At 60.9% G+C, this 14,546-nt stretch carries 16 protein-coding genes and 1 tRNA gene; 7 read left to right on the top strand and 10 right to left on the bottom strand.

Features of this window, described 5'->3' with window-relative positions; all coding sequences use genetic code 11:
- Nucleotides 1-12: 12 nt before the first annotated feature.
- Complete coding sequence (locus ACZK4Z_RS04875) at nucleotides 13-417, bottom strand: DUF6165 family protein (protein ID WP_046982834.1); 405 nt, start codon at nucleotides 415-417, stop codon at nucleotides 13-15.
- A gap of 618 nt (nucleotides 418-1,035) precedes the next feature.
- Between ACZK4Z_RS04875 and ACZK4Z_RS04870 the strand changes: the two genes are divergently transcribed.
- On the top strand, nucleotides 1,036-1,287 hold the full coding sequence (locus ACZK4Z_RS04870; RefSeq protein ID WP_164076362.1) for a hypothetical protein: 252 nt from the start codon (nucleotides 1,036-1,038) through the stop codon (nucleotides 1,285-1,287).
- Between the two features lie 57 nt (nucleotides 1,288-1,344).
- Here the strand turns inward: ACZK4Z_RS04870 and mobQ are convergent, their stop codons facing one another.
- Complete coding sequence (mobQ, locus tag ACZK4Z_RS04865) at nucleotides 1,345-3,117, bottom strand: MobQ family relaxase (RefSeq protein ID WP_164076361.1); 1,773 nt, start codon at nucleotides 3,115-3,117, stop codon at nucleotides 1,345-1,347.
- A 246-nt stretch (nucleotides 3,118-3,363) separates the two neighbouring features.
- Between mobQ and ACZK4Z_RS04860 the strand changes: the two genes are divergently transcribed.
- Nucleotides 3,364-3,714, top strand: coding sequence for a conjugal transfer protein TraD (locus ACZK4Z_RS04860; protein WP_164076360.1), 351 nt, complete (start codon nucleotides 3,364-3,366; stop codon nucleotides 3,712-3,714).
- A 315-nt stretch (nucleotides 3,715-4,029) separates the two neighbouring features.
- Nucleotides 4,030-4,689, top strand: a complete 660-nt coding sequence (locus ACZK4Z_RS04855) for a hypothetical protein (protein WP_164076359.1) — start codon at nucleotides 4,030-4,032, stop codon at nucleotides 4,687-4,689.
- Nucleotides 4,690-4,749: 60 nt separating this feature from the next.
- On the opposite strand, the gene ACZK4Z_RS04850 is transcribed toward ACZK4Z_RS04855, so the two are convergent.
- The 3 genes from ACZK4Z_RS04850 to ACZK4Z_RS04840 all read right to left on the bottom strand — a co-directional run bounded on the left by ACZK4Z_RS04850 (nucleotide 4,750) and on the right by ACZK4Z_RS04840 (nucleotide 6,307).
- Nucleotides 4,750-5,148 carry a hypothetical protein gene (locus ACZK4Z_RS04850; protein WP_164076358.1) on the bottom strand — a complete coding sequence of 133 codons (399 nt, stop codon included), beginning with the start codon at nucleotides 5,146-5,148 and terminating at the stop codon, nucleotides 4,750-4,752.
- Nucleotides 5,149-5,168: 20 nt separating this feature from the next.
- A complete protein-coding gene (locus tag ACZK4Z_RS04845) occupies nucleotides 5,169-5,888 on the bottom strand; it encodes a hypothetical protein (protein ID WP_197591985.1) in 720 nt (239 codons plus the stop codon).
- Between the two features lie 95 nt (nucleotides 5,889-5,983).
- Nucleotides 5,984-6,307, bottom strand: a complete 324-nt coding sequence (locus tag ACZK4Z_RS04840) for a helix-turn-helix domain-containing protein (protein ID WP_164076356.1) — start codon at nucleotides 6,305-6,307, stop codon at nucleotides 5,984-5,986.
- Nucleotides 6,308-6,484: 177 nt separating this feature from the next.
- Between ACZK4Z_RS04840 and ACZK4Z_RS04835 the strand changes: the two genes are divergently transcribed.
- Nucleotides 6,485-7,192 (top strand): Pycsar system effector family protein, encoded by a 708-nt coding sequence (locus tag ACZK4Z_RS04835; RefSeq protein WP_164076355.1) that lies wholly within the window; start codon nucleotides 6,485-6,487, stop codon nucleotides 7,190-7,192.
- 919 nt (nucleotides 7,193-8,111) lie between these two features.
- On the opposite strand, the gene ACZK4Z_RS04830 is transcribed toward ACZK4Z_RS04835, so the two are convergent.
- Nucleotides 8,112-9,563, bottom strand: a complete 1,452-nt coding sequence (locus tag ACZK4Z_RS04830; RefSeq protein WP_164076354.1) for a site-specific integrase — start codon at nucleotides 9,561-9,563, stop codon at nucleotides 8,112-8,114.
- A gap of 78 nt (nucleotides 9,564-9,641) precedes the next feature.
- Nucleotides 9,642-9,732: transfer RNA gene (locus ACZK4Z_RS04825), tRNA-Ser, on the bottom strand.
- A 163-nt stretch (nucleotides 9,733-9,895) separates the two neighbouring features.
- On the opposite strand from ACZK4Z_RS04825, the gene ACZK4Z_RS04820 reads away from it, so the two are divergent.
- Nucleotides 9,896-10,600: a PP2C family protein-serine/threonine phosphatase gene (locus ACZK4Z_RS04820; RefSeq protein ID WP_005408277.1), complete on the top strand. Its 705-nt coding sequence runs from the start codon at nucleotides 9,896-9,898 to the stop codon at nucleotides 10,598-10,600.
- 69 nt (nucleotides 10,601-10,669) lie between these two features.
- On the opposite strand, the gene dnaQ is transcribed toward ACZK4Z_RS04820, so the two are convergent.
- Genes dnaQ through ACZK4Z_RS04805 form a run of 3 tightly spaced genes read right to left on the bottom strand, consistent with a single transcriptional unit; the run spans nucleotide 10,670 to nucleotide 12,516 of the window.
- Nucleotides 10,670-11,401, bottom strand: coding sequence for a DNA polymerase III subunit epsilon (dnaQ, locus tag ACZK4Z_RS04815; protein ID WP_125894646.1), 732 nt, complete (start codon nucleotides 11,399-11,401; stop codon nucleotides 10,670-10,672).
- A gap of 4 nt (nucleotides 11,402-11,405) precedes the next feature.
- Nucleotides 11,406-11,858 (bottom strand): ribonuclease HI, encoded by a 453-nt coding sequence (rnhA, locus tag ACZK4Z_RS04810; RefSeq protein ID WP_032129326.1) that lies wholly within the window; start codon nucleotides 11,856-11,858, stop codon nucleotides 11,406-11,408.
- Nucleotides 11,859-11,871: 13 nt separating this feature from the next.
- Nucleotides 11,872-12,516 (bottom strand): methyltransferase domain-containing protein, encoded by a 645-nt coding sequence (locus ACZK4Z_RS04805; protein WP_049400387.1) that lies wholly within the window; start codon nucleotides 12,514-12,516, stop codon nucleotides 11,872-11,874.
- Between the two features lie 11 nt (nucleotides 12,517-12,527).
- On the opposite strand from ACZK4Z_RS04805, the gene gloB reads away from it, so the two are divergent.
- Complete coding sequence (gene gloB, locus ACZK4Z_RS04800) at nucleotides 12,528-13,292, top strand: hydroxyacylglutathione hydrolase (protein ID WP_125894648.1); 765 nt, start codon at nucleotides 12,528-12,530, stop codon at nucleotides 13,290-13,292.
- Nucleotides 13,289-14,488 (top strand): lytic transglycosylase domain-containing protein, encoded by a 1,200-nt coding sequence (locus tag ACZK4Z_RS04795; protein ID WP_121504046.1) that lies wholly within the window; start codon nucleotides 13,289-13,291, stop codon nucleotides 14,486-14,488. Before gloB ends, ACZK4Z_RS04795 begins: the two co-directional genes overlap by 4 nt.
- Nucleotides 14,489-14,546: the final 58 nt, after the last annotated feature.

Genomic DNA, 14,546 nt, shown 5'->3' with positions numbered 1-14,546 from the left:
GGCTGCCCCGGATTACGCGCGCTGCGCGTAATCCTGGTAGGACTTCTCTTCCACGTACGCCGAACCCAGCGCCAGGTTGATCGCCTTCTTGATGCGCGCGCGTTCGTCATTGCGCAGGTAGACGCTGCGCGCCAGGTCGATGAAACCCTGGTCGAACGCCTGCGCCTTCTCTTTCAGGCGGATGTCGTCCTCGATGTCCCACAGCTGCTCGTTGACCGCCTTCAGCTCGGCACGCAGCTTGGCGATGTCCTTCACCGCCGCCGGGTGTGCCATCCAGGTCTGCTCCAGCGCCGACAGTTCTTTGCGCACATTGGCCAGCTTGCCCTCGTCACTGATGCGCTCGGACTTGATCTGCAGGATCGAGATCTTGTCCAGCAGCTCGCCGAAAGAAACGGGGACGAGGATTTCAGCAGTCATGGGGAAAGCTCCAGCAGGTGATGCAGGCAGTTTAACCCGCAGCTCGCGATGGAATGGGTAGATCCACGGCATGCGTGGATGAGCCTGCCAGCAGGAACAGCATCCACGCATGGCGTGGATCTACTGATGCACCTGCCCCGACAGGGGCGGGGAGAGGCCGGCAAAGGGAGGGGCCCACAGGTTGCGCAGCAACGTGTGGGGCGACGCGCAGAGCGCGGCGCGTCCCGCGCCAGATTAAAGAAAAAGGGCTGCCTTTCGGCAGCCCTTTTTCTTTAATCTGGCGGAGAGGGGGGAGTCTCAGCCACTCAATCCCCCGGAACCCTTGCCACACTTGACTTGGCGCCCGAGGCACCCGCGCAAGGTGTCCAAGGAAGTGTCCACGATAGCAGTCTCGTCACTAAGGTCCAAGTCTACGGCAGGGATGCCCCGACCTGCCGATAGAGCAAAAAATAAACGACAGTTAAATCAATGGAAAAATAACATAACACTCATATCAAACTAATGCTACAGAAAATATACAAGCTATTGTTTTATAACACTATTTTCAAATTTGACCGAACCACAACTATCAAATCTAATGATATCGCCATCGCATCGGTGGCGCGATCGGATCCAATCATGAAAACAACGTATCAGATCCCATATACCGAACTTTTTAACCCGGAATTTGTTTCCACCGAAACGGATTTCGCTCACATCCAAGAACTATTGGACTTTGGCCAGATTGAAGCCGATACCGCGGAAGAGTTTAGCCGCGTTCCTACTTCTCATTTTGACAATCTGGCACAGCGGACTACGCGCTTCCAGACATGGCGTGAGTTCCAATTGGCTGCGGTAGCAAGTTGGCTAAAACGCACACCGCAGTCGTGATGTAGGACACAGCGAAAAAGTACTTAACGGCGCCACTGCAGGGCGCCAACAACTACCTTAACGCTGACTCAATCCTCGCCTTACGCTTTCTTCCACATGTTTCTCTGGCCTTCCAAACAACGGGCTCTCGGTCTTTTCGACTGACCTAATGGCTGCGGTTTCTCCTCCAGCGCTACCTACTCCGGCGATCTCGCTTGCTACCGCCTCAGCGCGCGCCAGTGCACGCCGCACCCTGCCGCGTTCCTGCTCCAATGCCTCTAACGCACGCAGATTGGCTTCAGCCATCGCCTGCTCGTAGTACTTGCGAGCGGTTCTCACAGAAGACATCCGCCGTTCAAAAGACGCCAGCCACTTCTTGTGCGCAGGCCAGTAGCGCCATGGCTCGGGGTTGGCCACCTTCCAATGGCGAAGCGAGGCTTCAACCGTCTCAACTTCGCGCTTGCGCCTCTCCCGCTCCCGGAACCGCCGCTGTTCCTCGTGCTCGTTGTCAGTCAACCATGCCTGGCATCGAGCAATCTGTCTCTGCGCTTCCCTTAAGCGAATAGCATCAGCACTCGAAAACGCCGCCAGCAGCGTCTCCGTTTCACGTTGTTGACGTCTAATCGATTGGCGGGCCTCCTCCTCCAAGTCCAAACGCTCTTGCATGAGCATCAGCGCTTGGCGCGAGGATGCATCCCCGTCGATGGTCAGCCTGACGCGCCCGCCACCGGAACCGCCACCAGCACCTAGGCGTGCGGTCGGAACGCCGTGCAGCGACGCACCAGCACTTCTATGTCGCGGTTCATTGCCCCGCAGTGGACCACCACTGCGTTGTTCCCCCCATCGAGGCTTGAGAGTTGCAAGACGGTTGCCAACTGGCACTCGAAGCACCGGCTCGGCGCCATCGCTGTCAGATCGCAATCGACAAGTATCGACGTGATCTCGGGTGAGAGGGGGGCAAGCGCGTTGCTTGTTTGGTCGGGTTCGGGATTGGTGGCTTTTTCCATTATTACTCCTGATTTCGATTTGGGTGTCGTTGGCAGCGGGCATCAAACGTCCTTCGTTGCGGGCTTTCTGCTCCCACATGTCCCACTTGCGCTGCGTGGCGGCGTTGCTGTTGCGAATGCGGGCATTGATAGCGCGCCGAGCGCGCCTCTGCCCCGGGGCGTGCCCCTCTTTAACCGTGGGCAGGCGATCTGTTTCTCGGGCCTTCGTCCAATCCCCTTGCTCTATGGCGTCTAGGTTCTGGTCCACCAGAGAACGGGCGTCCACGCGTTCGAAGTAGCCTCCACGCTCTAAATGCCGGTTCACGATCTGAGCGACTGCTGCGCGCAGCGCGGTAACTTCCTTCCTGCCCTGCTTGAAATCGTCGAGGATCTTGGACGCGTACGCGCCCAAGCCCTCTGCCCCAACCTGACGGGACGTGAAAAGAATATGGGCGTGGTGGTTGCGCTGGTCGCCCTCTTTATCTGGCGCGTGCAATGCAACTTGGGCGGCCACGTTATAGCGGTCCACAAGCATTTGCCCAATCCCAATCGCTAGGTCACGCCGCTGCGCGTCGCTCATTTCGTGTGGCAACGCCACAATCATCTCCCGGCCCACCCGCGCGTTCTTTCGCGTTTCAGTGGCCTCGGCCGCGTTCCACAGCATGCTGGGATCAGCAACCCAGGTCGGGGCACCGACCGGAGCCAGCATGTCCACCGACACCACGCCCTTCTTCCGGGTGTAGTCGTGTACGAGCCCCGTGGTGTCGTCCTCGATCCGAATGCCGGCCCGGTAGGCAGCGGCGGCGGTGACGCTGCTTCCTTGGCTCCGGCTGATGCTTTTGATCGAACAGTGATAAATGGCCATGACGCTTTTTCCCCAAAACCCCAACAAAGCCGCTTTTGGCTCCTTGGGGTGTCGGGGGCGGAGCCCCTGACCGCAGGTTTTCACCCGAAGGGGGAAAACATAACTGCGCTTTTAATAGGCCCTGTCGGACCTTCTCAAAGAACCCGCACCCAGAAGCGCGGCATATATTTATTTAAACAGGAAATCGGGACTTGTCGAATCCAAATTTTCTGTTTATCTGAGAGAACATCCAAATCAGGAAAATTTATGAAAAAGAAATCATTGGAAGAGCGAGCGGCGGACGCCGACAAGCGCGCAAGGCAACTCAAGGCTCAGTTAAACCTCAAGAACAAGCGCGAGCGGACACGGGAGGCCAATGCCCAGAAACGAATACGATTGGCTCAGGCCGTGAGTTGGACCCGACAAAAGGACGCCCACCGCAAGATCGAACTTGGGGGCGTCGTGATCGCAGCAGGTGCCGATCAGATGGACCCGGCTGAACTGTGCGGACTTCTCTTGGTAGCCCTGCGCAACCTCACGCCGGACAGATTGCCTGCACTCAAGGAAATTGGATTGACGCATTTCGAAGCGAGAAAATCTGCGAGAGGAGAAAATTGATGAAACCCAAGCCAGTCCCAGATCAAAAGAATACTGCCCTTACCTCAGAGCAACTGCGTGTCATCCGAGTGGTGCTTGACTACAACCATTCGCATTTCGTTCGGCGCTACCAGATGCATCCCGGCTGTATGTGCCCAGAGGAAATGGTGGCGCAGATCGCGTCGGCACTGTCGGGCACGCCGAACGATCCGCTGCAACCGCCCCTCGGAGCGCCGCCCGCTGCTCCAGGTCACATCGCCGATAGGACCTCCACCTAGCAACCGCAACTCAGCATGCGCTATGTTGTGCTAATTGAAAGCCACAGGGGGAAAGCGCGTGGACTATACGTTAGGCAGGCTTCTCGGCGGCGTCGCCAACGGATTGGATGTTCCCAGTTATTGGGACACGATTGCGGAGTGGGAAGAGCGAGGCACAGGCAGAAAAACCATATACGAGAAGCGATACTTCTTTCATCGCGGTGACAAGTTCACAGTCTGGGTTGCAACAGGAATTCCGGAACCTGACTTCCAGGCAATTATGCAGTGGCACCGTGAGATGTACCGCGGCGACTTTGTTGCGATCCAGAAAGAAGTGCTGAAGGAAAGCATTGCAGCAGCGACCAGTTACACGAATGTAATTCTCGCCGTCGGTTACGCCGCAATGGCGGCCCTGCTTTCGGCAGGGAAGCCAACGTTCACACCTGCCACCTACTTTTCAGCAACAATCTTTCTGTCGATTTCCGTCTTCGCATTCATTGCGTGGGAGGTGTACGGAATGATTGTTCGTTCGAAATCGAATATTGCGCTTGCACAGGCCGTCAATGATCCGGAGACCTTCGAAGCCCGAATGAGCAGGCATCAAGAAGAGATGGCGGGGACGATGCGACGCCTTCAGCCGCTCTGGGTTCTTAACGTCGCTGTTGCCGCCGGATGCGGCATTGTGTCCTTCGGCATCATGGTATTTGCATACATCCATGCTGCATGGATGGCGCTTTAGGCTGGCCACTTGCCGCTTTCATACGGCCGCCCCTTCAGTGCACTGAAGGGGCGCTCGCCACTAGACTCGAATTCCGCCCTGCTTCAACAATGCATTGCTGCCACCATTGATGGACAATTCTTTCATCGCCCCAATGATGAAGATCAGCCCAATCCCCATGAACGGCAGACCGATGATGCCCAGCACCAGCAGGAACAGCGACCCAAACGGTTCCTTCTTCCAGCAATAGGTCTTCCCCTCAGGCGTTGTAACGCCGTAGATGAAGTTTCCTTCGACGTAGAGCGTTGTCGGGCCGTTCGTGTAGACCGCTTTTTCAAGAAACGTGTTGATCCCAGCAGGCGCGCGGAATTTCGAATAGACGTTGCCACCAATTTCGATGACCGAATACTGGCGAACGCCGTTCGGCCCGAACTGCGCATCGCCCAACAATGTGAGTTCACCCGTAATTTTGTAGCCCATACCCGCTCCTTGGTGTGCGATCAGCCACGGTTGCCGCTAGGCTCAAAGCCAGCGATCCACATGCGGTAGTCATAGAAGATGGACGCGTGCGAGAGGTCGTTGCCCTGCCCGTAGAAGCCCGAAACCCACGCCGCGTTGATGACGATTTCGCGCATTTTGTCGCGCATGGGCTTATCCACATCGACTTGGAACAGCAGTCGAGGCGGATTGGGGCCGAGCGTGCGACTGTCGCCCGTGGTGGGAACGGCACCGAAGCGCGGCTGCGCGTTCAACAGTCCGACGAACCCGACTGACCGGCCAAAGGTGCTGGTCTCCCCCAGGTCGTTGGTCTTGGTCAGTTTGGCGTCAGCGCAGGTCTTGAACGTCTCATCCCGGGATGCCGTAGGACTGGTCCAGATCGTGGCCTTGACCGTCCAGCACGGCAGGTTCCGCCCGTATTCCACGAACGTGAGAGCCGCCCGAGGCCACTGCAAACGCCCTTGAATGGCTTGGTCGTGGTCTTCGTTGCGGAACAGCGTCGCAAACGTCTGCCCGCCACTGATGGGCGTGTACAGGCCCCCACCCCCTGCAAGGCTTCCGCCACCGTCGGGGTACTCGATGCGAAGGCCCAATTTGTCCTTCACGCCCTTGAAGAACCCTCCAATCCCACCGGGTTTGGGGCCATCACGTTCAGCGGCCGCCTGCGCAAACACGCTTGCAGTGAGCGGCAACAGGCACACCGCCAACAAAGTCCGTTTCATCTTCTGCCCCCTCTCGGGCCGTTGTGGAGACCCAATTCTACGATAAACGCAGAGTTGTGCGCACAGCCGATGTGTCAGGTATTTCCTGACAGCCGTCAGTCAATCAGGGTTGGGCCCACCAGCCGTCGCAAACGGCGCAGAAGCCGATCCTTGCTGGGATCGTCCAACTTTGCGTACATGAGGATCAGTCGCGCCATGCGGTCGTCCTCGGCAAAGAAAAACGGCAGCGGCACGCCAAGCGTTTCAGCGATCTGCTTGGCGCTTTCAATGTCCGGGGTGTGATGCCCCTTCTCGTAGCGGCTAATTCGAGGCGAGCCCACGCTTTGATCCAGTCCGATCATTTCGCCCAACTTGATCTGCGACAGCCCAGCCGCCAAGCGGGCCTGGCGCAATCGTGCCGCGTAGATCGAGGAAGACATAGGCTGCGAGGGCTTTGCTAAGACAGCCACAAAGAATGCCCACCCAGTGGATCAAAGAATACTACGAAAAACGCAGAATTGTCAGCGTGCCTTTATAGTCTCGGGAGACGCTCCTAAGCGCGTTGTTCAAGGGAAGGAAATGCCAAAATATGTCCAATTGCAGTCGGACGACCAAGCATGGACAGAGATACAACCTTTAAAGAGCATTACTTTTGGGAACTCCAACGAAGGGACGCACTCAACTCAAGCCTGTCGTTTCTGGTCGGCGTTGTGACACTTCTGCTTGGCGGCACTTACACGATGGCGAAATCCAGCAGTTTCGACTTCAGTCCGTGGACTTTCGTGTCCACTGCCGCGCTCATGGTCACCACCGGGCTTCTCTTTGCATCTGTGTACTTCGTAGTCCGCGCATACACTGGGTACAGTTACGCTCACAGCCCTGATGCTGAAGGACTGATGAGAACAAAGAAGCAACTGCTTGATTACTATAAGAACCAAGGTGAAGATGAAGAAGCAGCACAGCGCTTGGCATCGGTTGACTTCTTTCAGCAGATCGATGAGCGCTACGCCAAAGACGCCTCCACTAACGGGGAGTGTAACGATACCAAGGCGCGTTGGATCCGACGGGCAAATAGGTTCGTAGCCTGGGCTCTGGTTGGCTTTGCTGCATCTGGTGTAACCTACTTGGTGCGGCCGTCAACTGCGGATCGCGAACCTGTCAAAGTCCAAGTGACAAATCTCAGCGAGGTTTCGATGAGCGAGAATAAGCCAGCAACGCCCCCACCACCACCTCCGCAGACGACAAACCAGCAAAGCCCGCCCAAGCCCGCAATTCCGCCTAGCAGAATTATTATGGATGGGGTTGAACCGTCTCGACGCAAATAAAAAAAGGAGGGGCTAGCCCCTCCTTTTTTTTCCAAAGATGCGGAAGAACCGCAATCCTTCAAGGGATAAGACTGACTTGACAAAATACAGACATGCTTTACCTTGATTTCATGGCCCCAAGATCAGCAAATCTTGAGGCGAGTAAAGCAAAGGACAATTTGCAATACCCAAGCGTTCGCTCCTGTCAATCAAGTTAGCGAAACAGTGCAGAAAGTCAAATGCCATTGCCCGCCCCAAGATCGACCATCCGAAGGGCCTGCGGATACCGAACATACGTCCCGCCTTGTAGTGAGTGGTGAAAAACCCACGTGAGGAAGCACAAGGTCTAAGAATTGGAATTCTGAGAACACGGTCATAGGTATCGCCATTTTTCACCCCACCAGGGTGACAATGGCAACGCGCGCTAGACGGGCCTGAGCGCGGTCCAAGAGAAGAGCACGGCGCCTGTAGTCGTGTGGGGTGACTGGTGGCATGAACACCCCAGGCGTGGAAACACGTCAGGCCGATGTAAGTCCATCGGGACAGTATCTCAAGCACGTCAAACTTCTTTTTGGGTTTGCCTAGGGGCACCTATTACCCGCAGCGCGCCCGCAAACCGACGTTGTGCATAAGGCCGGTAGGCCCGAAGCAAAGCGAAGGTGACACGGCGGCGCCAGCCCGCAGTGTCGGCGGTGGGGGAGCGCCGCAAGGCGCGGGGGGAGGGGAACGCTCCCCTCCCCCGCTTGTCACGGCAGGCAAGCAAGCCAGCGCGGTTCAGCAACGGGGTACAGCGTGCATGCGGCCAGCCCGTAGGGGGGCGCTCGTCCCGCGAGGGGGCTTCAAAGCCAACCCCCTTCCGACGACGCCCCCACCCTTGGGGGCTGTCGGGTCTTTGTGGAGTATTCACACGCGGGGACAGAGCCCCGCACGCATCCGCGCTTTATTCAGGAGCAAACAGCGGGGCCAGCGCGGCGATATTTACCACCCCGGCTTCTGCCCAGTTCAACGCCGGAAAACACTGCGCGGACAGTACAGCCGGAGAAATCTTCTTGCCGTACACGGCGGAATGGTCGTCATCAGTCTCTCGCCCACCCTCATGCCCAACGTAGGCAACGCGGTACTCCTTCCCCACCAATGCGTCTTGCATCCGCTGGATGACGGTCTTGCGGAAACTGTGCAAGCCAATGCGCCCTTCCCCACGCGCGGAAATTTTCAGCGTGTCGCTCAGGAGATGACTGAACGCTTTCTGCGGTCCGTTGGCCGGGCCGTTCTTTGCGTCAAACGTGAGATTGGGGAACAACTTGCTTTCGCCCCTTCCCCGCAAACGCTCCACAAGCGCCCACAGGCCCAGTCCCAACAGGTCCGGATGAATTGGGATGATGCGTTCGCTTGCCTCGGTCTTTAGGCTCTTGTCTTGGCCTTCGGTGGTGATGTGGATGCACTTGACGCCATCCACCACTTTGAAGTCCTCCAATTCCAACTGCGCGATCTCATTGCTGCGCGCCCCGGTGTACAACGCAATCACCGCCACCCAGCGCGACGACTGCCGCCGCATGGCCTTAAGCGCCGTGAAACTAAAAATCAACTTCAGTTGTGGCAGGTCGAAGGGCTGCCAGCCGGTCTTTTTGGATTGCAAGCGCTTGGCCTTCTTGCTGATTTTGATGTGACCTCGGGCAATGTTGTCGCCCTTAGGGTAGTAGCCCGCCGCCATGGCCCAGTCAAAGAACAACGACAGCCACCGCGTCTTGGTCTCAATGTAACTGTCCGCCAGCGGCTTACCGGTTCGCTCGGCGGGTGTCTGTTTGAGGTGGATAACCCACTCAGCGCAATCAGTCTTGGACAGGTCACCGAGCGCCACGCGCGCGGGAGAGCGCTTGCGCGTGGAGTTCTTCCACGCCACAAACGCCTGCACCGCCTCCAGTTTCTGACCTGGGGTTTTGCGAGCCCCGCTGGTCAGGGTCTTGGCCCACTTTTCAACAGCCATTTCCAGCGCAATGCGCTGGCTGGGAGGCAGAGGCGCACCGCCGACAGCAGTCACGCCATTGGCGTTCAACAGACGGACGGCCTCGACGGCGGCTGCGTTGTCCTGCGCCGATCCGTCCGTTTTGACCGTATAGCCGTGGGGACCAGCGACGACTTCAAAGTCGGCCCGCCCCTTCTGCGCGCTGCGCAGCAATTCGTCCACGCTCTTTGCCATATCGCCCCCTTGTGCAGCCACAGCATACCGGGAGGCGAGCACGAGGGCTTGCAGATGCGCCACACGGGCGTCGCGCGTTCCGAGCGAGCGCTTCACCACCTTCAGGCCCAATGGGCCTTGGAAGCGCTTGGGGACCTTCCAGCGGAAGTGATACACGCCAGTGGATGAAACAACGAGATAGTTTGGCAATCGCATGAGTGTCCAAGCGAGTGCCCAAGAGCCCCAAAACAGAAACGCCCGCAAGTCATTGACTGGCGGGCGCTTCGTTCAATCTGGCGGAGAGGGGGGGATTCGAACCCCCGAGGCGCTATAAACGCCTGCCTGATTTCGAGTCAGGTACATTCAACCACTCTGCCACCTCTCCGGGTGGTCCCCGGCGGACCGGGGACGCGCATCATACGAGGAAGTGGGGCCGACGACAAGTCATTCCGGCCAACGAAGTGAAAATTTCCTGAGCGCATGCCTTGCCGGATGCCTGCAGCCACCCGATGATGCCTATCTCCCCAGCAATACCCCGCCCCAGCCCCATGATCGAATTCGGACACCTCACCCACCCCGGCATGCGCCGCGAGCTCAACGAGGACACCTACTACGGTGACAGTGAGCTGGCCCTGTGGCTGGTGGCCGATGGCATGGGCGGGCACGCCTGCGGCGAAGTGGCCAGCGCGCTGGCGCGCGAAACCATCGTGCGCGAGATCCGCCGTGGCGCGCCGCTGGCGCAGGCCATCCGCACCGCCGACGAAGAGATCATCCGCGCCTCGCGCCGGCGCAACGACACGCTGCCGATGGGCACCACCGTGGTCGCCGCACGGGTACAGGGCAACCGCTATGAAGTGGCGTGGGTCGGCGACAGCCGCGCCTACCTGTGGCGCGATGGCCAGCTGGCGCAGCTCAGCCAGGACCACAGCGTGGTGCAGGAGCTGGTCGCACAGGGCAACCTGACCGCCGAACAGGCGCGTGCGCATCCGCACCGCAACGTGGTCACCCAAGCGCTGGGCGTGACCGATCCGGCGCATCTGAACGTGGCCACCACCAGCGGCGAACTGCGTCCGGGCATGCAGCTGCTGCTGTGCAGTGACGGCCTGACCGAAGAAGTGGACGACCGCGGCATTGCCCGCACCCTCGCCTTCGAGGATGCCAGCGCACAGGAATGCGTGGACACGCTGGTCGCGGCCGCGCTCGATGGCGGTGGCCGCGACAACATCAGCGTGATCCTGGTGCGCTGCCATTAACCCGTAGATCCATGCCATGCATGGATGCGGCGCTGCCGGCCAGCGGCCGGCACTCCCCCATCCCAGGCATTACGCGCTGGCGGGCTCTTCCACCTTCGGGCCATCCCACAGCGCATGGCCGGCCTTCTTGCGCAGCCGCTCCAGTCGCGCCGCATGCGCTTCCAACTCGGACGGAGTGGCGACCACACGCGGGCGTGGCAGCAGCTTGCTGGTGTCGAAGGCCTGCAGCGCCGCACCGGCACCGCCCCCCTCTTCGTCACCCAATCCGAAGCCGATCTCTTCCTGACCCGAGGTCAGTGCGATATAGACGTCGCCCAGGATCTGCGCATCGAGCAGGCCGCCGTGCAGCGCACGGTGCGAGTTGTCCACGCCCAGCCGCTTGCACAGCGCATCCAGCGAGTTGCGCTGGCCCGGGAAGCGCTCACGCGCCATCACAAGGGTATCGATCACGGCGCAGCGGTCGGTGATCTTCCCGTACTGCGGCCCCAGCAGCGACAACTCGTTGTCGAGGAAGCCGAGGTCGAACGCCGCGTTGTGAATGATCAGCTCGGCGCCATCGATGAAGGCCAGGAACTCGTCGGCGATCTGCGCGAAGTCCGGCTTGTCATCGAGGAACTCCAGGGTCAGGCCGGTGACTTCCTGCGCGCCCTGTTCGAACTCGCAGTCCGGCTTGATGTACTGGTGATAGTTGTTGCCGGTCGGGCGGCGCTTGAACAGCTCCACGCAGCCGATTTCGACGATGCGGTTGCCCTTCTTCCACTCCAGGCCGGTGGTTTCGGTATCGAGGATGATCTGACGCATGGGCTCAGTTTACCGGGCTGGCGTCGCGGATCTGGATCGCCGCGTTGCGGGCCAGCGTATCCACCCGCTCATTGTCCGGGTCGCCGGAGTGACCCTTCACCCAGCGCCAGTCGATCTGATGCCGCAGCGTGGCCGCCTGCAGGCGCTCCCACAGCTCGCGGTTCTTTACCGGATCGCCGCCAGCCGTCTTCCAGTTCTTGCGGATCCAGCCCGGCATCCACTGGGTCAGACCCTGCCGCACATACTGCGAATCGGTATAGAGCACGATGTTGCACGGCTCGGTCAGCGACTCCAGCCCGGAAATGGCCGCCATCAGCTCCATCCGGTTGTTGGTGGTGTGCGCCTCGCCACCGCTCAGTTCGCGCTCGTGGCCCTTGTAGCGCAGCAGCGCAGCCCAGCCGCCGGGGCCGGGATTGCCAAGGCAGGAACCGTCGGTGTGGATTTCGATGGTTTTCAATACAACTCCAGAATCAGGTAGCTACGGTGCCGTGCCAGCGCACCGGCAGCGGTTTCGGCCCAGGCAGGGCCAGCGTACGTTTTTCCGCATGGAACAGGCAGGCCGCGCGCAGCGGCGCCCAACCTCCGGGACGACGGCTGCCCGCACCGCGCCAGAGCGGGCCCAGGTAACGCATATCGTCGCATTCCAGCCCATGACGGCCGAGCAGCAGGCGGATCCGCTGTGGCGTGCGCACCACCAGTCCATGCTGGCGCCATCGCGTGCGATACGGACTGAACGGATTGAGGCTGCTCAGCCACAGATGGCCGCCCGGCATCAGTACGCGCTCGCACTCGTCGAGCAGCCGGTCGGCATCGGCCGCGGTGACATGCTGCAGCACGATCGCATTTACGCTTTCATTGGCCAGCGGCAGCGGCAGCGCACAACGGGTGTCGCCGGCATAGCCCTGCCCCTGCCGGAACAGGCGCAGACCGCGTCCGCCCAGCTGTGCATCGTCCAGCCAGGCCGCACTTGGTGCGATCCACAGCCAGGGCTGCGCCGGCAGCACCGACAGCTGCGGCAGCAGCAATTGCCGCTCCAGCACGCGCAAGGCCTCCGCCGGTTCACTGTCGAACCACGGGGTCTGGCTCGCTTGACGGGTGCTCTGCAACGCGGGCATGGTCCAATTCTATGCGACTGACTGCCCTGCCCGCATTTGCGGATAACTACATCTGGACGCTGGTCGACAACGAGGGCGCTGCCGTGGTCGTCGACCCCGGCGATGCCGCGCCAGTGCTCGCGCTGGCCGATCAGGGCCTGCGCGTGGACACGATCCTGCTCACCCATCACCACGACGACCACATCGGTGGCGTGCCGGCATTGCAGGCGCGTTTCCCCGGCGTACGGGTCATCGCGCCGGTCGAGGAACGCATTCCCACGGCCACCGAGCGGGTCGGCGAAGGTGAACGCGTTCAGGCACTGGGCCGGACGTTCCACGTACTATCCGTGCCCGGGCATACCCGCAGCCACATCGCGTTTCACACTGCTGAACATCTTTTCAGCGGAGATTCGTTGTTCAGCCTGGGCTGTGGACGCCTGTTCGAAGGTACGCCGTCCCAGCTGCTGGCGTCGATGCGCAAGCTGGGTGCCCTGCCCGCGCAACTGCTGCTTTGTTGCGCTCATGAGTACACCGTGTCAAATGCCGTCTTCGCGCGGCATGTCGACCCCGCCAACGCTGCCTTGTGGCAGCGCCAAGAGGAGGCTTTGGCCATGCGCCGCGATGACCGTTCCACCCTGCCGGTAACCCTGGCCAACGAATTCGACTGCAATCCCTTCCTGCGTGTGCACGCTGCACCGATCCGTGCGTCGGTGTCGGCACACCTGGGCCGTGACGTCGTGGACGACGTCGACGTGATGGCCGGTCTCCGGCACTGGAAAGACGGCTTCCGCGCATGATGCGCCGAAGTCTGCCGCTGGCCCTGGGCCTTGCCCTGGGGCTGGCCGGAACCGCGGGCGCACAGTCGCTGGGCGCCGGCATCAGCCAGAACCTGACCGCCGCTGCGGCGCTGCCGCTGGATCCGTCCGCGCTGCCTGCGCCCTCGGTGCGCAATGGTCAGGAGATCTTCACCAGCTTCCGCGACGGCCTGGCCGAGCCCAGCTGCGATGCCGAGGCTACCAGCCCGCGCTGGCAGAAGCAGTTCGCCCACGCCCCCTCGCGCCTGGCCAACCAGGATGACGATGCGCTGGTGCTGTTCGGCTATGTGGTCGAAGAGCTGCGCAAGGCGAACCTGCCCACCGAATTCGCGCTGATCCCGTTCGTGGAAAGCGGCTACCGGCCCAATGCCCGCAACGGCAGCGGCCCGACCGGCCTGTGGCAGTTCATCGCCACCACGGCGCGCAACCACCGCGTACCCATGGCCAACGGCTACGACGGCCGCCTGTCGGCCGTTGATTCCACCCAGGCCGCGGTGCGCTACCTGAAGACCCTGCACGGCATGTTCGGCGGCGACTGGCGCCTGGCCACCATGGCCTACAACGCCGGCGAGTACCGGGTACTGCAGTCCATGCGCAAGGCCGGCATGAACGCGCAGAATGCCAAGCCGGCAGCCCTGCCGGGGCTGTCGCCGGTTACCCATGCCTATGTCGAGAAGCTGCATGCCCTGGCCTGCGTGCTGGAAGACGTGGAGGACCAGCCTCGCGTGATGGCCTCGCTGGACCGCACCGTGCCGGTGTTGAAGGACCACACCCTGCCGGCTGGCACCAGCGTCCAGCAGTGGGCCGCACAGCGCGCCCTGGACCCCGCCAGGATCGCCCGCCTCAACCCGGCCCTGGCCGCCGGCAACCGCGCCTCCGGAACCACCCGGGTCCTGGCCCCGGTCTCGGCCGCCAATGCGACGGTGACGGAAGCCGCGACCACGCAGGTGGCCAGCACCGCACCGGTTGCCACGACCACGCCGACGCCGCAGGTGGCCAAGACCGTGGCCGCGATCGCCGATCGCCCGCGCAGCCGCCGCCACACCGTGCGTGATGGCGAGTCGGCCTGGACCATCGCCCGCCGCTACGGCATGCCGGTAAAGGCCCTGCTGTCGCTGAACGGCCTGAGTGGCAGCAGCGTGCTGAAGCCCGGCGCAGTGCTGCGCGTGGAAGACTGACGGCCCCCAACACCGCGGTATCTGCTCTCTGTAGAGTCGAGCCATGCTCGACTTCCGC

The organism is Stenotrophomonas sp. 71799_Sma (assembly GCF_056482505.1).
Note: the sequence above shows the minus strand (reverse complement) of the source record. Positions and strands in the feature narration are given on the sequence as shown.